Consider the following 21,569-nt stretch of genomic DNA (forward strand, 5'->3'; position numbering starts at 1 on the left):
TATAAAATGATAATTAAAATATTAGGTACAGGATGTAGCAAATGTAATAAACTAGAGGAAAATACAAAATTAGCTGTAGGAGAACTGGGAGTCAATGCTTCTATAGAAAAGGTAACTGATTTTAAGGAAATAATGAAATATGGAGTTATGCAAACTCCTACTCTTGTAGTTGATGAAAAAGTCAAGGCTATTGGTAAAATTCCATCTATAGAAGAAATAAAAAAAATATTAACAAAATAAAGATAGCCCAAATATCTTCATACTGTACAAATCATTTTTAAAGGGGGCAATCAAGATGAAGCCAATTATTGGTATACTAGCTACTAATTGTGAAGGTACTCAGGGTAACTATATACGGGCTGTTGAAAGAGCTGGTGGTTGTCCAGTTGTGCTTAGCAGGGTGGAAAACCTGAGTAATATTAAATCAATTATTCAAATAATTGATGGTATAATTTTTACTGGTGGAACGGATATAAATCCACTTAATTATGAAGAAATGCCTTATGCAGGGTTAGAATTAGTGGATCCTGCTAGGGATAACTTTGAGATTGATTTAGCTAAATCAATCTTATTAGATACAGATATTCCAGTTTTGGGAATATGTAGAGGAATGCAGGTTTTAAATGTGGCTACAGGAGGAAGCTTATATCAAGATTTATTAAGTCAGAAAGTTACAGAGTTTAATCACTTATTAACAGAAGTTTTTCCCAGAGATGAGCTTAGTCATATAGTTAATGTTACTAACCCTTCAAAACTATATGATATTTTCCAAGTAGATAAAATAGCTGTGAATAGTTTTCATCATCAAGGAATAAAGACAGTAGGAGAAACATTTGAAGCAACAATGATATCTGAAGACAATATAATAGAAGCAATAGAAATGAAGGGGAATCGATTTGTTGTTGGAGTACAATGGCATCCAGAGATGTTATTAGAAAGGTATCCCCAATATTTAAAACTATTTACATCCTTTCTTGAATATTGCCACAAAGAAGGAATCAAAGTATAATGTACCATACTTTGATTTCCTTTTTGTAAAATATAAAAGGTTTATTATATTTTTATATATTTTATTTCTTAATTAATATTATTTAATAAATTGTATAAGATAGAAAGAATATTTTATTCTGAAAAGATGGTATTATAATTATCTATATTGATGAAGTTCTATATTAAAAAAATCAATAATAATAGCATAATAAACTTATGTCTTTCATATTGACTTTTTATATAAATTAAAATAGCATTAAAGTAAATAAGGAGGAGAAGATAAATGAATACACAAATTGATTTTGAACGAATTCATAATTTGGCAGAAGAATATTATAGGAGTGGAGATTTTTACTGTTCAGAGGCCATTGTCAAGACCATAAAGGATGAATTTCAATTACCGATGTCTGATGCTATAATTGCTGCTGCTTCAGGTTTTCCAGTGGGCATGGGTGGCTCGGGGTGTACTTGTGGTGCTGTTGCAGGTGGAATCATTGCATTAGGACTTTTCTTTGGAAGAACTCAACCCAAGGATGAAAAGGTTAATCATACTATGGAACTTGCTAATGAATTACATAATGAGTTTAAAAAAAGTCATAAATCACTATGCTGTAGAGTATTAACAAAGGACATGAAACTTGGCTCTCCTAAACATATGGAACAATGTATATCTTTCACTGGGGAAGTGGCAGAGAAAGTTGCAAGGATGATTGTTAGAGAGTTAGATAAATAAAGCGTAAAAATTAAACTAAGGACATCGTTTTCTAAATATAAAGGTTCATATAAAATGCACCTACAAAGTTAAATTTATTGTCTAACTTTTGGGGTGCACTTCATATTTCTAGTTCTTCCTCAAAGACAGTTAATTGAGAGAATTTTTATACTTTAGAATTTTTATACTTTTATTTTCTTAAAAAAATTTCTTTCAGGATGACATGGGACATTAAAATTATATCCCATCTTGTTCATTTCCTGCATTTTAATCAGTAATAAATTTATATCAAAATTTAAAATACCAGCAATTTGAACTATATCGTAGCCATCTCTTGCAAGTTCTAAAACCTCATCATTATCTAAAAGCAGATGTGCAGCAAAGGCATTGGCAACATATTCTGTATCATTTTTCATATTAAATAGAGTAAACTCTTTAAGTCCAGTTTCAGCTAGATTACGGTGGTAGGTATCATGCCCTATTTCATGCGCTAGAACCATCTGGCGTAAACAATCATCTAAGTTATTATTAAGTAGAACGATCCGCTGCTTCCAACGATAGGTATACATCCCTAGTAGCTCTTGATAATGTCCATAATATATTTTAATACCAAGCTCACCTGCAATTTGTAAAGCATTCCTTGTTCCAATATGTTTCACAATATCATTTGCTTTTTTAAATATTCCAAAAGAGTCAATCAAAACAGCACCTCCTAAAAAGAAGACTACTCCCTATTTGTCTACTAAATGATTACCCATAAATTAAATATTAATCGCTGTCTTTTCTATATTTCTTAGGAGTGTACTTTTTATTTTCTTTCTTTGCATCCCAATAGGCCTGTTGTAGGGCTTGCATTACTGCATCTTTATCAGATTCAGATAATTCACCTCCTGCAAACAAGCCGCCTATTTCTGCCACAAGTTCTTCTGCTTGTTTTGCACCACGATAACCATATCTTTCACTTGCCCTTGCAATAAATTCATCGCCTTCATTTCGTAGATAATTTACATCTACATCCAATATATTAGCGAGGGTTGTATAGATTTCTCTATTTTTAGGATAGGTCGTACCGCTTTCATAATAATTAACTGTTCGTAAAGAAATACCAGCTTTTTCAGCTAACTCAGCTTGGGTTAATCCATTTTTTTTGCGAAGGTCACGGAGCTTTTCACCGAATTTCATATTTGTCCTCCTTTAAGAGCTTATAATGTGCAATATAGTTGCATTGAAGTTAATCAAATCTATTGACAATAGAAAGTGTGTTGCATATAATTGATTTAATGCAAGATACTTGCATATTTATAATACTTTAAGTTGCACATGTTGTCAACAAAAATTATGGTTGTAAATATTACCATAATATAAAAGTTGTAATGGTAGAATAAGGGGGATAGAGAATTATGAGAAAAACTAAGATGATGAAAAGTATTTCAAGAATGTATGAGGGGATGCAGCTTGATGAAGAACAGGTTTTTAGAAAGGCAAAATTACTACTTGTAATTTACCGAGATGTAGTATGGACATCAATTAAAGAAGTAAATTATGTAAAGGAAGTATGTACTGCTTATTATAGCAATGATTTATCTCTTGCACTTACTTATTTAAATGATTTTGCACCTACAGAAAGAAAAGAAGATTTTATGGAGAAAGTATCTGGTATCTTTGAAACGAAATGGATGATAGATTTAATAGATACAGCCATGATAAAGATTTATGATTATCACCATAATGGAAAGTTATATCATGAAATACTATCAAAATGCTATATTACAGCATATACAATGACAGAGGGGGAAATGTTAGAAGCACTTTGCATGGAGAGATCAAACTTTTATATAAAGAAAAAAGAAGCAATAAAACTCTTTGGAATAGCATTATGGGGATATGCGCTTCCAAGATATCAGGAATTATTAATAGAAAATAACGAATATACAGTACCTTCAAATTCATATTTTTACTAGCAGACTAATTGCATACTAAATACATACTCATTGCGTACTGACATTGGACAAGCAGTGTTCTATACTATGTATTATGGAGGAGTATGGCATAAATTAAATAAAGAAAAATAATAAGCCTTGGCATTTGAAAAAAGTGCCAGGGCTATATTTATGCCCTCTTCTAAATAATACGGCAGATAAAGAGCCGAGAATAACATTTTGTTATTCTCGGCTTTTTTATTGCCCAAAATTAGGGAGGCAGTATGAAACGCTGGGAAACTTATATTGCTAGATACCCATGATCCTTTGATTTTTTCTAATCAAAACAAAAAAGAAAAAATTGGAGGAATGGAAATGGCAAATTTTATGAATGGTTATGGTCTTCAAGTAATTAAAGGTAAAAACAAAGAAAAGTATTTTGTTTCATTTACAGATGGTGATGGTGAATATCAAAGAGTTGAAATTAATTTTGGTATTTACTCTGCTTTATTTGAATTAAATAAAAGAGATAGAAATCTTACACGATCAGATGAAAGGAATCTAGAACATTCAGAGCTTACAGATGAAACACTAATTAGAAGAGCCTTTGAAAAACCAAAAGGTATAGAAGAAATTATATTAGAAAAAGAAATGAAAAAGTTATTCTGGAAAGCTATTGGAGAATTACCTGATGTTCAAAGAAAAAGATTACTTTTATATTATGACTGCAGCCTTACATTAAAAGAAATTGCAAAAATGGAAAACTGCTCTATTCGTGCAATTAAGTACAGTATAGACATTGCAAAAAAGAAATTAGAAGAAAAAATAAAAAAGTTTTAAATTTAGACTTCAAAAACAGGCTTCAAATGTGGAAACAGGTGAAGGGATATTTTTCTCTTCCCTGTTTTTTATTTTAAAAACAATTAAACATTTGAACATTGAAAATTTAATATCCGATTTCATAAATACATTAGCTGATAAGCCAGAGATGGAAAAGCGACAAAGGAAGATGCGCCAAGACCACCTGTATAAAAGATTTATTTTTATATAAAAGTCGGCCTTCTAAGGTAAAGAGCGGTACCCATCTGTTCCTAAAAACAATCTATGGTAGATTGTTCGCCATAACCTTATCAGCCTATAATGATACTTCTGCCCAGCCACAGACATCGCAATGGGGGTAGCCAGCGGAGATCCCGGTGGAGGTGAAATTCCTATGATGAAGTGAAACCAGCTTCAGTTTATGAAATCGCCCTATAAGCCTTTTACTTTTATAAGGCTTTATGTGTTGGGGATAGTAGTGTCTAAGTACAACACATACTTTTAAATATCTTATGATTTTAATATTAGAAGCAATGGGGATCGCCTATTTAAGGCAATATATTATATATGTTTTTACCAAATAAGGCGGTCCCTATTTTTGTGATATTAAGAAGATGAGAAAAAAGATATTTATGATAGTAAAGATAGAAATATAAAAGAAATTACATAAAAAGATATATAGAATGGAGGAAGAGTAATGACAAAGGAACAATTATCTAAAGAAGTAGAATATAAAATGGCATTAAAATTATTAAATATATTACTAAATAGGGGAATGATTACTGATGAAGAATTTGAGAAAATAGATGAATTGAACCGTCAGACCTTTTCTCCAGAACTCTCTGAAGTATATGTGTAATAACACTAGCTATTGAAGAAACCTTGTGGTAGTGTATGTTGCTAACGGGAAGTAAATATTTAAGAAGGGAGGGAGAACCAATGATAAATAAAGTGAAGAAGATAAAGAAAATAGAGCCTATACACCAAAAAGTAATACTAGAATTACAGCCTAAAAAAAGGGTTTGTGCCTATGCAAGAGTCAGTACAGATTCAATAGAACAAAAAGACTCTTTTTACTATCAAGTAGAGTATTATAAGAACTATATAGGAAAAAGAGATGACTGGGAATATGCAGGAATTTATGCAGATGAAGCCAGAAGTGGTACTCAGGTAAAAAAACGAGATGAATTTTCACGAATGATAAAAGACTGCATGAATGGAAAGATTGATATGATCATTACTAAATCAGTCACAAGATTTGCTAGAAATACTGTAGACAGTATTAAGGCTATAAGAAAATTAAAAGAACTTGGAATAGGAATATATTTTGAAAAAGAAAATATCAGCACTCTATCAGAAAAAAGTGAGATGCTATTAACCATATTAAGTTCCCTGGCACAAGGTGAATCAGAAACCATATCTTCTAATAATAAATGGGGAATTAAAAAAAGATTTGAAGATGGAACATTTAAATTAAGTATCCCAGCCTATGGATATACTAAGAATAAAAATGGAGAACTAATTATTAATAAAGAAGAAGCTAAGATTGTTCGAAGAATTTTTGCAGAATATATAAATGGTAAAGGACCCTATGTAATAGCTAGAGGATTAAATGAAGATAATATACCAACTAAAAGAACAGCTGAAGAATGGCAGGAAAGTGTAGTAAAAGTAATCTTACAAAATCCCATATATGAAGGAGATTTATTATTACAAAAGACATATACAACTGAGGTACTTCCCTTTGAAAGAAAAGTTAATAAAGGGGAAATGCCTCAGTATTTTATTGAAAACAATCACGAACCTATTATTACAAGGGAAGAAGGACAGATGGTTCGTGAAATTTATGAATATCGAAGAAAGCAAATGGGCATCGATGATAGTGGTAAATATCAAAATAGATATGAATTTAGCAGTAGAATTATCTGTGGTGAATGTGGAAGCATCTTCCGTAGGCAAAAGATTTATATAGGAAAACCCTACGAAAAAATCCAGTGGTGCTGCATTCAGCATATAAGAGATATTAGTAAATGCAGTATGAAAGCTATAAGGGAGGATATTATAAAAGAAGCTTTTCTTACCATGTGGAACAAACTAGTAAGTAACTACAAAAATATTTTAATACCCCTTCTTGAATCCTTAAAAGGTTTAAGGACCAATGAAGAGCAGGAAGAAGAAATAAAAGATTTAAACAACAAAATAATGGAACTAACAGAGCAGAGCCATATCCTAAGTAGAGTAGTATCGAAAGGGTATATTGACTCTGCTATTTTTATAGAAAGACAAAATGCACTTACGGTAGAAATAGAGGCGACAAAGAAAAGGAGAAATCAACTGCTAGATAATAATGGTTTTGAAAAGGAGATAGAAGGAACTTTAAGATTATTAGACCTTATAAAATACAGTTCAGAAGTCATGGAAGAATATGATGAAAACATATTTATCCACACAGTAGAAAAAATCATTATAGGGAAAGATTATGAAGTTACATTCAAACTTATTAATAATCTAGAGTTAACAGAATACCAAGGAAAGTGAGGTGTTAGAGATGCAAAGGCATATGCCAATAGGATATAGATTAGTGGATGGAAAAATAGTGATAGATTCCGGAAAGGCAGAAGTGGTACAAAAAATATTCAGAGATTATTTAAATGGGGCATCTTTAATTGCCATAGCAAAAGAACTAACAACTGCAGGGTTTCCTAATGCAAACAATAAACCTAGTTGGAATCATGGCTCAGTAGGTAGGATACTGGAAAATACTAAATATTTAGGAGATAGTATGTATCCTCAAATAATAGATAAGGGCACCTTCGAATTAGTACAGCAACAAAGAAAATCTAAAAATAAAAAATTAGCCAGAACACCTGAAATTAATACAAGGAAAAATCAAAGCATATTTACCAGTAAATTAAAATGTGGAGAATGTGGGGAGATTTATCGCAAATACATTGAACATGCAGGAAGACCATCAGAAAAGAGTAACTGGAAATGCAAAAGATACGTCTACCAGAATAGAGTTCATTGCAGAAACTTATTTCTAACTGGAAAAGATATAGAGAATGTTTTTATATCAGCAACAAATAAAGTCCTATCAAGAATGTGGATGTTAGATAAGGAGAAGAAAAGAAAACCAACGAAGATGACAGTGGAAATTAAAAATATAGAGGAACGAATCAAAGAGTTAGAGGATGAAAAACGATTTTCATCAAAGGAACTAGCAGAGCTAATATTTAAAAGGGCAAAGGCCTACTACAGTATATCTACAATAGATGATTATGATTACAAGACTAAGAAGATGAAAGAAGAACTTCTTGATAAAGAACCACTTACAGAATTTGATGAAGAATTATTTCTAAATATAGTAAAAGAGATAACCATTTATAAAGATGGAAAAATCCAAGTGGAATATATAAATGGAATCATAGTGGAGGAGGAACATGAGATAAGAAAGGGTGAATGAAATGGCAATGCCAAAAAAGAAAGTAGCCTTTATACCAGCACAACCAATTTATGATAGAAATATAAGGGCAGAGTTAAAAGTTCTAAGAGTAGCGGCTTACTGTAGAGTCAGTACTACCTTGGAACAGCAGGAAGGAAGTTATGAGGCTCAGGTATCTTACTATACAGAGAAGATAAAAAATAATACAAACTGGAAAAATGCAGGGATTTATGCAGATGACGGTAAATCAGCAACGAATACAAAAAAGAGAGATGATTTTAATGCCATGATAGAAGATTGTATGGCAGGAAAAATAGATATGGTCTTAACAAAATCTGTTAGCAGATTTGCAAGAAACACTGTAGATTCCCTCCAAACCATAAGAAAACTAAAAGAAAAAAATATAGCCGTATATTTTGAGAAGGAAAATATCAATACCTTAGATGGTACAGGGGAATTATTAATTACAATCCTAAGCAGTCAAGCCCAAGAAGAAAGCAGAAACTTAAGTGAAAATACAAAATGGGGAATAACAAGAAGATATGAAAATGGAATTATTTCAATTAATCATAAAAAATTTATGGGATATACAAAAGATGAAGATGGTGAACTAATCATAGTACCTGAAGAAGCAGAAATAGTAAGACGAATTTTTAGAATGTATCTAGAAGGCAGCAGTATACTAGAGATTACTAGAGCCTTAGAGAAAGAGAAAATTAAAACTGCTACAGGGAAAGATAAATGGCACCCTGGAGTAATAGAAAAAATGCTAATCAATGAAAAATATATGGGGGATGCCCTGCTTCAGAAAACCTATACAGTAGATTTTCTAACTAAGAAAAGAGTAAAGAATAACGGAATAGTACCACAATATTATATCGAAGATAATCATGAGGCAATTATACCAAAGGAATTATTTTATAAAGTACAGGAAGAAAAGGCAAGAAGAGCCAGCCTTAACAAATCGGCAGTTACAAGAAAAGCCAATAAAGCAAAGAAGGAAAAAAGTAAATTTAGCTCTAAATATGCACTGACAGAAATCCTAGTATGTGAGGAATGTGGACATCCCTATAGAAGACAAGTCTGGTCAAAGTATGGACAAAAGAGTGCAGTATGGAGATGTGAAAATAGGTTAAAGAATGGTACAAAAGCTACCTGTAAAAACTCGCCTACACTTAAGGAAGAACCATTACATAATGCCATTATGACAGCCATAAATAATGTAGTAGAAAATAATGGGGACTTTATAGGAGCATTCAGGGAGAATGTAATTAGAGTAATCGGTGGATACTCCACAAGAAATATATCTACAGAATATGATGAGAAGATAAAATCTCTACAAAAAGAAATGCTAACCTTAATCGAAGAAAACGCAAAGCAAGGAGCTGTAGCAGAAGATTTTGATGATGAATACAAAAGGATATCCGAAGAGATTAATGTGTTGAAAAAGGCGAAATTGAGGCTTGTACAGGAGAAGAAACAGGCAGATAGATATGAGCAGAGATTAATGGAAATGGATAGCACTCTAAAGACCGTAAGACCACAGGTAAGGGAGTTTGATGAGGACTTGGTACGCAGATTAATCAAGACCATCAAAGTGAATAAAGGAGAAAGGCTAGAAATACAGTTTGAGTCAGGAATTGTGATGGAACAAACGGTAGACTACTATGACTAGGGTTATAGGAGCAGTAACATGAAAAGAGAGTAAGTTACTGCTCTAGAAATAATGAGAATATGCTAAGACTAAAATCCTCAGAAAGTACTGAGGGTTTTATTGTTGGTGTATTTGGTAGAAATAAATAGTTGAAATGTTTGAAAGAATTTAGCAAATAACACAATTCTGTGTTGAGAAATATTGGAAAATGTTATAAGATTGTAGTAACAATGTTGTTTATATCGTTATTATTTAATTGGGGTTATAATATGCCAAATGTTAATGAGTTTTTAGATATATCAAAGAATGGAATAAAGAGTTTTAATTCAGTAAGACCTTTTAATTAAGAAAGGTTACGAATAGAAGAGAATATCAAGAAATGATTACATTCTATTAGAAATACTGTTCCTTAATTGTGTTAATGTAATGAATGATAAGGTAATCACCATAGAAAAGCTTTCTTCATAGCGATAGAAGTACTGAATCGATAGATGGGAGGTAATGATATATGTGGTTAGATAGGGAGTCAGAGATTGATTTATTAGCATATAGCCCCTTTGCGGAATTGATAACTAATATAACGGCAAACGAACGACTTAACCCACTGACAATAGGATTATTTGGTAGCTGGGGTGTTGGAAAATCAACATTATTAAAGCTTGTAGAAAAAAATATTAAAGAAATTGATCCAACTCGTAAAGACATAGTGTGTGTTCCACTGAATTCTTGGATGTTTGAAGGTTATGATGATGCTAAAAGCGCTATTATGGAAAGTTTACTAAGGGCATTACTGGATAATCAACCAGCTTTTGAAAGATTAAAGGATAAAGTTAGAGCTTTAATAAACAGAATTGATTTTATAAGACTGGGTGCAACGACGATTAAGCATGGAATGCCTTTAGTGATGAGTGCCATTAATCCATCTGTAGCTACTATTACTGCTGCACAGTATTTTTCAGAAGACAAACGCACAGAAATACTTGAAGATTTAAAAAAGGTTTGGAAAGGCAAAAAAGATGATGATACTACTACTGTGGAAAACATTAGGTTATTCAGAAAAGAATTTGAAGAATTAATTCTAGAGTCAAAAATTAAGAATTTAGTAGTGATGATTGATGATCTGGATCGTTGTACGCCAGAGAGAGTAATTGAAACACTTGAAGCAGTAAAATTGTTTTTATCTGTTCCTAGAACAACATTTATAATTGCCGTTGACACACAAGTTATAAAATATTCTGTTGAAAAAAAATACCCTAAAATAAGTGAAGATACTATTAGATTTTCGGATAACTACATTGAGAAGATCATTCAATTACCGATAAACATTCCCGAGTTATCAGAAACAGATGTTAAAAATTATTTATTGCTTTTAATTTGTGAATTATTTTTCGAACAAGGTAAAGAGACATATAAAAAGAATATTGAGGAAAAAAACCAGCTAAGTATACTATTAAATAAAGTTAAAAAAGAAGCAGTTTTTATTAATGGTTCGAAAATAGATATTGATTTTATTAAGAGTTCATTTGACAATTATGATAAAACACTTTTCAAAGATGGCAAACTTGAGGAATTTGAAAATACAATTAAAATAATTTCAGGAACAAGTGAAGTGATTTCAAGTACACTCAAGGGGAATCCGCGTCAGGCAAAACGATTTTTAAATACCTTCTTGATAAGAAAGAGCTTGGCTGAAATATATTATAAAGCAGATAAATCTTTTGACTATTCAATTTTAGCAAAACTTATGGCATTAGAATATATTGATGATAAGCTGTTTAAAGAATTATATAAATGGACTATAGGGAAGAACAAAACTCAAGCAGATATAAGCGAACTAAAGGCATTAACCGATATTGCATGCAATAATAAAGAGTTTCCAGAAGAATACCGTAAATGGTCAGATAAGAAGATTATCAAGTGGTTAAAATCAGATCCTATAGATCTATATAAAGGGGATTTGTCTAAATATTTCTATTTGACACGGGAATCCCTAGATATAAATGTTAGCATTTCTGACTCTTTAACTAAGGCTGAGCTAGAGATATTTAATAAAATTATTCAAGGGAAAAGAGCTGCAGGATTTAGTAAGTTAATTAAAGAATTAAAAGATAATTCAACTATAAAGTATACCAAAGTATTAGATGCTGTAATTGAAAAATTTCAAGATGAAATAACTATATTAGATAAGATACAATATGTATATATTGACTATCCGGATTACAGGGTAGAAATAAAAGATAGTATCAAAAAATTTAAACCGTCTGATATTACTCCTGTTAATGCCATTTCTCTAAATGGAATGTATCGTGTGGACCCAAGAGAATTTGAAGACGTGATTCAAGTACTTAGAGGAAAAGGAATTAGTGAAGAAGTACTCGCAATTATTTGCAAAAATGAATAAAAGAATTATTTTGCTATAGCAACAGCTAAAAGATAACTAAAGGGGGATAAATATGGGGACATCAAAAGGATATATTCCACCTAAAAATGCACAATGGAAACAAGCCAAAGGTGCAGTAACTAGAATGTTAGGAACTTCAAAGGGAAATGAAGGAACCAAAGAGGCAATTTCAAAGTATGCAGAAGCATATATGTCAACCCATCTAGCTAATAGTAATGTTACTATTGTTGCTGGTGGAGTTATGAATTTCTTAAACTCCATTAGTGTAAATGGAATAAATGCTACAGCTCAATTATTGGGGTTAGATTCACTCTTAAATAAATCGGGGAATGAACTTTACAAAGAAATTCTTGATTATTTTGCAAGAGATTTTTCTACTATAGATATGCAAATTATTAGAGACAGCTTATCCGAAACTTTTAAATATTTAGAAGTTGACACCTTTGAGGATTTTGGGAAAATAGCAAGTGATGAGTTCTTGATTAATTTTTTAATTGAATTTGCAGTAAAAAATTTTGAAGCATGCTTTGCTGAAAAAATTTTATCCAAATCGGATTTAGCCAATGACTATGATCAAATTATGGACGATGTAAGTAGCATAATTGAAAATAAAATTGTTACAGATAGTGTATTGGGAGAAACACTTCAACTAGATTATTTGAGTAAAGAAGGACAAGATTACATAATGTCTGTTTGTAGAGGCTGTTTTAATACTTTAAGCGTTATGGGGGATGGATATGAAAATTTGGATTAATAAAACTACCGTTGAAAGTCCTTCAAAAGATTTTAATGAGGCAATTAGATTTGATATGTTAGACGATGGAGCAAAATCAAATCTAAAAACAAACTTTGAAGAAATATGGAGAAGATTTGCAAATGATAAACTAGAATCTGTTTATGAGGATCTACTTGTAATAGCTGCAAGTGTATATACAATTGATAAAAGAGTTCCTCGGTCGGGTACTTATTCAGGAGAAACCTATGATAATTGGACAAGAACTTTAGAGGTTTCAGTTCCGGTCATGGATATAGATAGATGGTTAGCAGTTAAAGATGATCTTGAAGAAATCTTACATTTCTTGAGTGGGGATGATTGGAACTTATATTTCCGAAGAACAGAACAACATTACCGCGATGTTCCCTATCGGAAAAAATATTCTATTATTAAAAATAAGTTTGATGGAGTTGCTCTGTTTTCAGGAGGACTGGACTCTTTCTCAGGAGCAATTAAGTTACTTGAGAGTAATAAAAATATTTGTTTTATCGGATGCAGGGAATATTATGCGCTTACAAATAGGATAAAAGAATTATTTGAAATAATTCAAAGTGAATACCCAGAAAGAAATGTTGATATTATTGTGTTTAATGCAGATCCAGGATATCCAAGAAATATTGATGAAAATATTAAGAAAAAATTCAGAGAAGATACAAGCAGAAGTCGTTCTTTTTTATTCCTCGCAGCAGCATTAGCAACAGCTTCCTTGATAGGAAATGAAGTTCCAGTATATATACCTGAAAACGGATTTATTGGACTGAATATACCATTAACCCCAAGTCGCTTAGGTAGCTGCAGCACAAGAACAACACATATATATTTCTTGAATCATTATAACAGTATTTTGAGAAAACTAGGAGTTAAACACAAGATAGAAAATTTCTTTGCTTTTAAAACAAAGGGTGAGATTGTTGATATAGTAAAGAAATCCAATGCGTTTATACAGGGGGCGGGTCGAACTATTTCCTGTTCACATCCTATGCGTGGAATAAAAGGTGTTCCAGGCAGACCTAGAAATTGTGGTTACTGCTTTCCATGTTTAATACGCAGGGCATCGCTAAATAATATAGAAATCAATGATGAGTATCTAGACACTTTTATAGAAGATTATAAAATTAGTACTACATTTATTAGAAACAGTAAATTTGCAGATCCGGATAATGGTAGGACCAAAGATTTAAAAGCTGTATTATTTGCACTTCATGAATACCTGAAAAATGGAAGTATTGATTATTATGTAAATAAAATAATTAATTTAGGTGGGTTAGATCTAGATGATATACAACGGTTTGCGAGAGTATATATGAAATCCATGGAAGAAATAAAAATAATGATAGAACAACAAGCTAATATGAATGGTATGGATTTATTAGAGTATATAAAAGTAGGTTTAAAAAATGAGTAAATTGATAGATATGCATTTTCATTTAGATTTTTATCCTAATCATTTACAAATATATAACGGTATAAACAAGCTATGCCAACATACATTATGTGTAACAAATCAGCCTGAAATATTTGAATCTTGTGTGGACATATACTCAGTGACTAAATATATACAATTCGGTCTCGGCTATAATCCGCAGTGTATTAATGATGTTCCTTTTAATAAAAGTGCATTTTTAAGAAATTTAAAACGAACAAAATATGTTGGCGAAGTAGGACTAGATTTTTCTCCAAAATTTTATTCAAATAAAGAAAAACAAATAAATATATTTGATTTTATCTGCGAGAATTCTATAGATAAAATTATGTCTGTACATTGTAAAAAAGCAGAAGAAGCATTGTACGAAATTTTAAGTCATCGAAAAAACTCAAAAGTAGTATTGCATTGGTATAGTGGCGATGAATTTTGGTTAGTAAAGTTTTTAGAACTTGGAGCGTATTTTTCAGTAAATGCAAATATGATCAATTCAGATAAAGGCAAAAAAATTATAAGTCGGATACCAATAGAAAGGTTACTAATAGAAAGTGATGGACCATTTACAAAGATTGATGGAAAAAAATATACTTTCGATAAGTTAGAAAATGTATATATACTTTTGGGAACTTTATTTAATATGAATTTAGAGAAAACAAAGGCACAAATTTCTCAAAATTTCACATGGTTAGTTGAAAAGTGAAATTATTAATTTTGATTGAGGAATTGCCTTGGTTGATAGAATACTACCATGTTTTATTTTCATATTATTTATAACTGAGTTACTTAGGAAGAGATTAAAAGTTTCTAGGATGGTGAAAATTTGAAAATCAAAATTGATTTATGGAACAAAGTTATATTAGAAAAATTCTTTTGGTTTTTAACAGTAGTTAGTACTATATTATCGATTGTTCTAATTGTTATAGATATTGATAAGGAAAATAAATTTAAAATTGGTATTTATGGGCTTATTATATTTGCGGTAGTATATCTAGGTATATGGGTTTATGAAAATTTTCGTGATAATATCAAAATAAATATTAATAACTCACAACTACACATAAAGGTTGGGGATATATTCTCTGAAGAGGGTTTAAAAGTTATAGGGGTTAATGAATATTTTGATAATATTGTAGATAATGTTATTATTTCGGAATACTCTTTACATGGTCAGTATATTAAAAATCATTATAAAGATACCACTGATATAGACAAAAGAATTGAAACAGATTTACATCTTATTGAATCAAAATCAGATTACAATGCTAAAAGGAAGATTGGGAAAAAACAGAAATACAAATTAGGAAGTATTTTTGCTGATGGAGAATATCTTTTAACTGCATTTGCAAAATTTGATGATAAAAATAGAGCCTTTTTATATATGAATGATTACATAAATTTTTTGCTTAATTTTTGGAATGAAATAGATATTATATATTCAGGAAGATCAGTAACTATCCCCTTGTTTGGATCAGGTATAACAAGATTCAAAGAATATGATCATATTTCAGACCAAGAACTTTTAGAGCTACTTATTTGGTCATTTAAACTAAGTAGAATAAAATTTAAATACCCTGCAAAAGCAACGATTGTTATACATAAAGATAAAGCTGATAAAATAAATTTTACTAAATTAAAGGAGTGGGAATAATGGCATATAGAAATGGCACTTATGTAGCATTTGATGGTAATGGTACTACAAATCCTACTGAAGGAGATATGAAATATTATGGGCTGCTTCGAAAATGGAATAATTCAAATAAGTTTGAATTGACTTTTAGTGATAGCCATCTAAAAACTTATCAAGTTAAAGACAGTAGTTCAGTTAATACATTAAAATCTCGGTTATTAGAAAGAATGAAGAATTCTAAGAACATGCTCTTAATAATATCCGATGACACAAACTGGGATAGAGGCATGTTGAATTATGAAATCGAAAAAGCTGTCGATTATTATAAGATTCCTTTAATTGTTGCATATACTGGATATAACTCAATTTTATATCCATCATCACATAGAGAAAGATGGCCTAAAGCATTACTTGAAAGAATAGATAATGGAACAGCAAAATGTATACACATTCCATTTAAGGAAAGGGCAATTTCATCTGCTGTTTCCCAATTTAGCGTGAATAGTACTGGAGATGATATTTTAACGTCACCACTTACGACATATAAAAAAGAAGCGTATATAAATTGGGGATATATTGATAAATAAATTATAAATCCGAGTAAAATTATTTAGACGTTGATTGTTTTGTAGAGTAAAGAATTACTCTTCAGATAAGAGAGTATACAATCTTTAGAAGAATTTTTTAGCAGAGCATGTATATACGATATTAGAGTGAGTACAAGTAGAGAGACTAATCTATGGAAAAAACATGGAATGACATAATAAGCTAATGGTAGAAGGTTATATTGAAGCTGCAATGCAGACCAATATAACAGATAGCGCTTTAGGAACCAAGTTGACTTTTTTGCACTGGATTAAAGAAATATCTCTGATAGGGTGATGGGGATAATTGTAATGAGTATTTAGAAGTAAAAGAGTGTTACTGGTAGGCAAATGTAAATCAAGGTGGGAGGAAGAATAATGTCAGAACGAGCATACAGTCTAGAAAAAAGGGTTAGCATGACAGCTAAGAAGGCGAGTACATTAGCATACAAAAAGGAATTGAATGATAAGAGGGCGTTTATATGTTGCGATGAAAACTGTCAAATTGGGTTGACATGTTCAAATTGGGGAGTTCTAAATGGAAAAAAATATTATTTTAGACCTTCAAGTAATGATGAATTACATATTGTTGGGTGCACACAGATATCATCAGATGAAGAAAAGGCACAAATAGAACAGGAAAAGAGTTGTGCTAAAACTACGATAAATAAAAGTGGCATTATAAAAATGACAAAGTCTATTAACAAAGCAAGAACAGACATTGGTGTGCATCAAGAGGATGAAAATGTGCCAGTAAATAACTTACGCAAAAGAGTAGATGGAAAATCTGCTGGGATTGGAAGGGAAAGTAGAAATCTCTATTCGTTAGCTAGCTTTGTGGACTTGTATAATGATGCAGAAATTAATCATATTAATAAAATTATTATGGTGGATAGTGAACTGCTAAGTTTAAATGAATTATTTGTTGATCTACAATCAAAAGTTGAACTTGATAAAAATAGAATATTTTATGGAAAAGCAACAATAAGTACAGGATTCAGAGAAGGCATGTTACAGATTGATTTTGTTAATCGTGGAAATTTGCGTGTGTATTCTAATATAGATGCCGTAACTAAAAGAAGTAATGGGAAAATAGTAAAAAAATATCTTGACAAGAATCAGGAAGTCCATGTATACATACGTGGGAAAATTATATCAGATGGATTAAGAGAAAAATTTGTACCATATAATGATTCGGTTTATAAAGATTTATATTGCGTAGAATAAAGGTATATTTTAATGGAGGGTTATTTCAGAAGTGTTTATTAATGATAGAATATTTAATAAATGGAGAATATCAGATTTGTTAGATACGTAAGAGTATAACTATTATGCAGAATAATATGCTTGTTAAAAGTATGGAGTTTTATGAAACTGAATAGAGCAAAGTGGATCATTTCTAGAGTGAGAATATTTTCTTATATGTAAAGATATACGATTCCATTTTAAATATGGTATTTTACAATTAAGAATATTATTTAAATAATCAAATCAAAGTATATGGTATTTTACGATTTGATCTATGCTTTAATCTGCTTGTACAATTACTTTTATTTTGATACACTTATTATGCATATTTTATCAAATTGGAGGTTGGTAATATGAGATTAAATCAAGAAAATGCTAAATCTGTTTTGTATAGAGCATATGACATAGCACAGAATTCTCACCTTGTAAACTGTCCCTTATCTGAGTTCTTTGATTTTGTATTGAATAATACGCATTTAACCTACAAGTACATATTGTTTACAGCTATTCTTGCTAAGGCTACAGATGAAAGTATTAATCCACTTTGCTTACAAGTAAAGTCTGAATTACCAGGAGCTTATGATGCTCGAAGCATCTGCCATAAAGTTATTGTTCCTTTTGAAATGGAAGTGCTTCAAAAAGCATTGGGGGGCTCTAATGAGCCATTTCTTAATAAACCCGCTCGTTTTCCTGAACTAAGTAAAAATAATGCAGTACGCAGAGGCAATGATCAAAGAATACTAAATGCACTTTGTGATTTTCTTCCTCAAATAACTAACGATGAGATTGCTTTTAATTGTCTCGTCTATATTCTACAAAAACTTATTGTTATGAGAGATGAAAAATTAAATCTTGTTAATTTTACTCTTGCTGATGGAAATAATTCTAAGGCTACACTTTATAAGTTCATCCTTAATTTACTTAAATCAAGTTTTGAAGGTGAAACATTGACATTAGTTGTAGCAGGTCTGTATGCTCAATATTTAGCGTTGGATGCTTCCTATAAGGTAGAAGTTCATCCTGTTAATCAAAGTGGTGCTTCAGGTAGAGAAATTAGTGATCTAGATATATATTATAACAATAGTCTTTATATTGCTAATGAACTAAAGGACAAGCCCTACACTGAGTCAGACATCCGCCACGCTGCTGATAAAGTAATACAATCTGGAGGCACTCAATTGATATTCATAGATGGCTTGCATAGCTATTGTGAACCAACAATAAAACTTTCTATTGAAGAAGAGTATCTTAAAAGAGGATTTCTGCTTGAAATTATTTCAGTGACTCACTTTGCGAAAACTATTATTACTTATACTATGGAAATTAATATAGAGTTGTTTGTAAAATATATTATAGAAATAGCACTTAATACAAAATTTAAGCAAGAAGCCATCTCTTATATTCTACAATCTGCAGAGGAGTTATTGGGGTTAACATTTAATTCTTAATTAACTAAATGAATGGGATATTAAATGCAAATGAATTAGCAAAAGTAGAAAATTTTAATTAAAATATAACCAAGCAAGAGAGTAAAATTGCTTGGTTATATTTTAAATTTCATCAAGTTCTTTAATAACAGCTTTTGCTACAACTTCTGCCAATAAGCAAGGGACAGCATTTCCGATTTGCCTATAAATTGAGGATTTGGAACCTCTAAATATATAGTTCTCAGGAAATGATTGAATTAGAGCAGCTTCATTAATTGTTAATCTTCTCAATCTTGAAGGAGCTTCTCCAAATCTTGGTTGTATGTTTCCTTCAACTAAATCCTTGTGATAATTTAATATCCAATTATTAGCATTGGGATTAAATAAAAACTCTTCATCAATTATTGGTGTTTTATTGCCACCCATAGATGCTGGTAATGTATTGGAGACTCCATCAAGGTTCAATGGTCTACCTGCTCCATTAAACATCATACCTGCATAAGGAGATTTACGCATAACTGGTTTAGATGCAAATGTGATTTTTGAGGTGCATGTTAAGGGGTTATTTTCAGTTCCAGCAGGACCTAAATGAGAAATTGTTTTTCGAATAGATTTGCTAGGTTTTCTATGGGAATTAATTTTTTGTATAATATTTTCATAATTAAAGGTATCTTTTTTTAAGGCAATAAAAAATACTCTTTCTCTTTTTTGTGGAACACCAAAATCAGATGAATTAAGAACAATCGGATAACATATATAACCTAAATTATTTGCTACCTTTAAAAATTCATCTCTTACTTCTTTCCACTTTGCTAAAGTACCTAATGCTTTGACATTTTCTAAAACAAATGCCTTGGGTTGAATTATTTTTACAACGTCTAAGTAAGTCCATATCAATTTACTTCTTTCATCGTCTGGGTCCATTTTACCAGCAACTGAAAATCCTTGACATGGAGGACCACCAAATATTATATCAGTACCTTTATAATTATGTAATTCATGAAGAGATTCATTTATGTCTCCTCTTCTGAGAATTATTTCAGGATGGTTTGCCTCATAGGTATCACTAGCATTTTTATCTAGTTCGTTTGCCCATACTATACTTACTCCAGCATCTTTAAATCCAACATCCATACCACCAGCACCAGAAAATAAAGAAATAGCTGTATATATATTATTCACTCGTATCTCTCCGTTTCTGAATTTTTTTATTTCATTATTACGAATCATTGAAATTATACCATAGGTGATTACAAAAATCCAATTCTATATATGGATATAAAGGAAATATAATTTATAAAATTACGTTAGTAACAATTAAATAGGTATTTACTGTTCCTCGAGCTATAAAGAAGAAATAAAACAATAGGATTTCCAACTATCGCTGAAAGAGATGGAGAAACATTGAGTTGGTAACTTGATTTTACTAAGGTAGAATACAACTCATTTACGGCATTGGTTATATTTAAACACTATGAAAGTACCTTTGGATGAAATATTTGAACGCTACGGATGAAAATTTAAAGAGAAGGGTGTAGCTATAGAATAGGAAATATGAGCTTAAAGTAGAGGTAAGGTACCAGAAATAAGAAGCATTTTATAGAAAATTGAAAGCAGAAGATAAAGTGGTAATTGAAAAATTAGATATAGATTTGTATTCTAAAATGATTGGGAAGATAATTAGTAGCTTTTTAGATGGAACAGAGGTTGAATGTATAACTGAATAGATTGGTGATGTTTAAGAAGTTAATTAGGATTTGAAGATAAAGTTTTGACTATTTTTTTATTATCCATAACTGGCTATTACTAGCCAGTTAAATATAAAATTACCTTAAAATAACAAATGCAAATTATAGTATGATATAATCTTATTAGTAATAAATTCAAGTTCATATACTATTTTGAAATCTGCATATAATACTTGATTTCCATGGAAAGTATAAGGGAGGATGCTATGGTGAGATAGGTGGAAATGATTCTTGTCTCATATGATAGTGATAAAAGTAAAAGATGTTATATAAATAAAGAATATAACTTAACTTTTACTAACCCATCAATTTTCTAAAAAGTTATAAGGTGATTGGACGCGAATCTAAAATCAAACAGTGATTAGATTCTTGTAAAAATTAATGGTTTGAAAAATAATTGGTGCCCATACTATACAGAACAAGAGGATATTAAAGCAAATTTCGGATAATGGACATGTTTATATGCTTTATCCAAAAGATGATAATACTTCTAAATCAATGACGAAATGGGAGCGTAAAGAAGCAACTCTATTTGCAGGATTCTGTGAATATCATAATAATGAATTTTTTAAACCTATAGAAAATAATGATTTTAATAAAAATGATGAGCATATTTTCAAAGAATATAAGAGTCAATTATTGGAATTAGCAGATGATGATAGAGTCAAATATCTAAATAATTTGAAACCAATGAAAGCAGAAAATATTGCTATAAATCCATCAGCGTGGGACTTACAAGAAGAATATCAAAAAGATGAATTTTGGCATGTTTATGTGGGGTATGAGTGATTTATTCGAGA

21 protein-coding genes are annotated in these 21,569 nt (G+C 30.7%); 18 read left to right on the forward strand and 3 right to left on the reverse strand.

Translation table 11 applies throughout. The features are described from left to right. Positions 1-6 precede the first annotated feature (6 nt). The 3 genes from KQI42_RS17375 to KQI42_RS17385 all read left to right on the forward strand — a co-directional run bounded on the left by KQI42_RS17375 (position 7) and on the right by KQI42_RS17385 (position 1,723). Positions 7-240 (forward strand): thioredoxin family protein, encoded by a 234-nt coding sequence (locus KQI42_RS17375; protein ID WP_216521618.1) that lies wholly within the window; start codon positions 7-9, stop codon positions 238-240. A 55-nt stretch (positions 241-295) separates the two neighbouring features. Continuing rightward, on the forward strand, positions 296-1,009 hold the full coding sequence (locus KQI42_RS17380) for a gamma-glutamyl-gamma-aminobutyrate hydrolase family protein (protein ID WP_216521620.1): 714 nt from the start codon (positions 296-298) through the stop codon (positions 1,007-1,009). Between the two features lie 264 nt (positions 1,010-1,273). Beyond that, positions 1,274-1,723 carry a C-GCAxxG-C-C family protein gene (locus KQI42_RS17385; RefSeq protein ID WP_216521622.1) on the forward strand — a complete coding sequence of 150 codons (450 nt, stop codon included), beginning with the start codon at positions 1,274-1,276 and terminating at the stop codon, positions 1,721-1,723. Between the two features lie 161 nt (positions 1,724-1,884). On the opposite strand, the gene KQI42_RS17390 is transcribed toward KQI42_RS17385, so the two are convergent. Then, a complete protein-coding gene (locus KQI42_RS17390; RefSeq protein ID WP_216521624.1) occupies positions 1,885-2,403 on the reverse strand; it encodes an ImmA/IrrE family metallo-endopeptidase in 519 nt (172 codons plus the stop codon). Between the two features lie 67 nt (positions 2,404-2,470). Beyond that, entirely contained in the window at positions 2,471-2,884 is a 414-nt protein-coding gene (locus KQI42_RS17395; RefSeq protein ID WP_216521626.1) for a helix-turn-helix domain-containing protein, read from the reverse strand. A gap of 218 nt (positions 2,885-3,102) precedes the next feature. Between KQI42_RS17395 and KQI42_RS17400 the strand changes: the two genes are divergently transcribed. From KQI42_RS17400 to KQI42_RS17465, 14 genes are all read left to right on the forward strand, one after another. Further along, on the forward strand, positions 3,103-3,663 hold the full coding sequence (locus KQI42_RS17400; protein WP_216521628.1) for a hypothetical protein: 561 nt from the start codon (positions 3,103-3,105) through the stop codon (positions 3,661-3,663). 333 nt (positions 3,664-3,996) lie between these two features. Beyond that, positions 3,997-4,461 carry an RNA polymerase sigma factor gene (locus tag KQI42_RS17405; protein ID WP_216521629.1) on the forward strand — a complete coding sequence of 155 codons (465 nt, stop codon included), beginning with the start codon at positions 3,997-3,999 and terminating at the stop codon, positions 4,459-4,461. 676 nt (positions 4,462-5,137) lie between these two features. Next, positions 5,138-5,299, forward strand: a complete 162-nt coding sequence (locus tag KQI42_RS17410; protein WP_172463214.1) for an SHOCT domain-containing protein — start codon at positions 5,138-5,140, stop codon at positions 5,297-5,299. A gap of 80 nt (positions 5,300-5,379) precedes the next feature. Then, entirely contained in the window at positions 5,380-6,978 is a 1,599-nt protein-coding gene (locus KQI42_RS17415) for a recombinase family protein (protein WP_216521630.1), read from the forward strand. A 10-nt stretch (positions 6,979-6,988) separates the two neighbouring features. Then, the gene (locus KQI42_RS17420) at positions 6,989-7,903 is read left to right on the forward strand and encodes a recombinase family protein (protein WP_216521632.1); all 915 of its coding nucleotides are present in this window, start codon (positions 6,989-6,991) and stop codon (positions 7,901-7,903) included. Position 7,904: 1 nt separating this feature from the next. Next, positions 7,905-9,557, forward strand: a complete 1,653-nt coding sequence (locus KQI42_RS17425; protein ID WP_216521634.1) for a recombinase family protein — start codon at positions 7,905-7,907, stop codon at positions 9,555-9,557. 487 nt (positions 9,558-10,044) lie between these two features. After that, a complete protein-coding gene (locus KQI42_RS17430; RefSeq protein WP_216521636.1) occupies positions 10,045-11,937 on the forward strand; it encodes a KAP family P-loop NTPase fold protein in 1,893 nt (630 codons plus the stop codon). Between the two features lie 52 nt (positions 11,938-11,989). Continuing rightward, positions 11,990-12,691 (forward strand): hypothetical protein, encoded by a 702-nt coding sequence (locus tag KQI42_RS17435; protein ID WP_216521637.1) that lies wholly within the window; start codon positions 11,990-11,992, stop codon positions 12,689-12,691. Beyond that, positions 12,675-14,117, forward strand: coding sequence for a Qat anti-phage system QueC-like protein QatC (gene qatC / locus KQI42_RS17440; protein ID WP_216521638.1), 1,443 nt, complete (start codon positions 12,675-12,677; stop codon positions 14,115-14,117). The genes KQI42_RS17435 and qatC overlap by 17 nt, the downstream gene beginning before the upstream one ends. Continuing rightward, positions 14,110-14,835, forward strand: coding sequence for a TatD family hydrolase (locus tag KQI42_RS17445; RefSeq protein WP_216521639.1), 726 nt, complete (start codon positions 14,110-14,112; stop codon positions 14,833-14,835). Before qatC ends, KQI42_RS17445 begins: the two co-directional genes overlap by 8 nt. Positions 14,836-14,955: 120 nt before the next feature. Continuing rightward, positions 14,956-15,783 carry a macro domain-containing protein gene (locus KQI42_RS17450; protein ID WP_216521640.1) on the forward strand — a complete coding sequence of 276 codons (828 nt, stop codon included), beginning with the start codon at positions 14,956-14,958 and terminating at the stop codon, positions 15,781-15,783. Then, a complete protein-coding gene (locus tag KQI42_RS17455) occupies positions 15,783-16,349 on the forward strand; it encodes a TIR domain-containing protein (protein WP_216521642.1) in 567 nt (188 codons plus the stop codon). Before KQI42_RS17450 ends, KQI42_RS17455 begins: the two co-directional genes overlap by 1 nt. Positions 16,350-16,724: 375 nt before the next feature. Next, positions 16,725-17,573 (forward strand): hypothetical protein, encoded by an 849-nt coding sequence (locus KQI42_RS17460; protein ID WP_216521644.1) that lies wholly within the window; start codon positions 16,725-16,727, stop codon positions 17,571-17,573. 374 nt (positions 17,574-17,947) lie between these two features. Beyond that, complete coding sequence (locus KQI42_RS17465; RefSeq protein WP_216521646.1) at positions 17,948-19,042, forward strand: restriction endonuclease, SacI family; 1,095 nt, start codon at positions 17,948-17,950, stop codon at positions 19,040-19,042. A gap of 102 nt (positions 19,043-19,144) precedes the next feature. Here KQI42_RS17465 and KQI42_RS17470 read toward each other — a convergent pair whose 3' ends face one another. Beyond that, positions 19,145-20,203, reverse strand: a complete 1,059-nt coding sequence (locus KQI42_RS17470) for a DNA cytosine methyltransferase (protein ID WP_216521648.1) — start codon at positions 20,201-20,203, stop codon at positions 19,145-19,147. A 1,028-nt stretch (positions 20,204-21,231) separates the two neighbouring features. On the opposite strand from KQI42_RS17470, the gene KQI42_RS17475 reads away from it, so the two are divergent. After that, on the forward strand, positions 21,232-21,558 hold the full coding sequence (locus KQI42_RS17475) for a hypothetical protein (protein WP_216521651.1): 327 nt from the start codon (positions 21,232-21,234) through the stop codon (positions 21,556-21,558). Positions 21,559-21,569 lie beyond the last annotated feature (11 nt).

The sequence above is a fragment of the Tissierella simiarum genome, assembly GCF_018917865.1.
Taxonomy (GTDB): domain Bacteria; phylum Bacillota; class Clostridia; order Tissierellales; family Tissierellaceae; genus Tissierella_C; species Tissierella_C simiarum.

Coding starts and splice junctions, on each gene's coding strand:
- KQI42_RS17375 (WP_216521618.1), top strand. CDS start 7: ATGATAATTAAAATATTAGGTACAGGATGTAGCAAATGTAATAAACTA.
- KQI42_RS17380 (WP_216521620.1), top strand. CDS start 296: ATGAAGCCAATTATTGGTATACTAGCTACTAATTGTGAAGGTACTCAG.
- KQI42_RS17385 (WP_216521622.1), top strand. CDS start 1,274: ATGAATACACAAATTGATTTTGAACGAATTCATAATTTGGCAGAAGAA.
- KQI42_RS17395 (WP_216521626.1), bottom strand. CDS start 2,884: ATGAAATTCGGTGAAAAGCTCCGTGACCTTCGCAAAAAAAATGGATTA.
- KQI42_RS17400 (WP_216521628.1), top strand. CDS start 3,103: ATGAGAAAAACTAAGATGATGAAAAGTATTTCAAGAATGTATGAGGGG.
- KQI42_RS17405 (WP_216521629.1), top strand. CDS start 3,997: ATGGCAAATTTTATGAATGGTTATGGTCTTCAAGTAATTAAAGGTAAA.
- KQI42_RS17410 (WP_172463214.1), top strand. CDS start 5,138: ATGACAAAGGAACAATTATCTAAAGAAGTAGAATATAAAATGGCATTA.
- KQI42_RS17415 (WP_216521630.1), top strand. CDS start 5,380: ATGATAAATAAAGTGAAGAAGATAAAGAAAATAGAGCCTATACACCAA.
- KQI42_RS17420 (WP_216521632.1), top strand. CDS start 6,989: ATGCAAAGGCATATGCCAATAGGATATAGATTAGTGGATGGAAAAATA.
- KQI42_RS17425 (WP_216521634.1), top strand. CDS start 7,905: ATGGCAATGCCAAAAAAGAAAGTAGCCTTTATACCAGCACAACCAATT.
- KQI42_RS17430 (WP_216521636.1), top strand. CDS start 10,045: ATGTGGTTAGATAGGGAGTCAGAGATTGATTTATTAGCATATAGCCCC.
- KQI42_RS17435 (WP_216521637.1), top strand. CDS start 11,990: ATGGGGACATCAAAAGGATATATTCCACCTAAAAATGCACAATGGAAA.
- qatC (WP_216521638.1), top strand. CDS start 12,675: ATGAAAATTTGGATTAATAAAACTACCGTTGAAAGTCCTTCAAAAGAT.
- KQI42_RS17445 (WP_216521639.1), top strand. CDS start 14,110: ATGAGTAAATTGATAGATATGCATTTTCATTTAGATTTTTATCCTAAT.
- KQI42_RS17455 (WP_216521642.1), top strand. CDS start 15,783: ATGGCATATAGAAATGGCACTTATGTAGCATTTGATGGTAATGGTACT.
- KQI42_RS17460 (WP_216521644.1), top strand. CDS start 16,725: ATGTCAGAACGAGCATACAGTCTAGAAAAAAGGGTTAGCATGACAGCT.
- KQI42_RS17465 (WP_216521646.1), top strand. CDS start 17,948: ATGAGATTAAATCAAGAAAATGCTAAATCTGTTTTGTATAGAGCATAT.
- KQI42_RS17475 (WP_216521651.1), top strand. CDS start 21,232: ATGCTTTATCCAAAAGATGATAATACTTCTAAATCAATGACGAAATGG.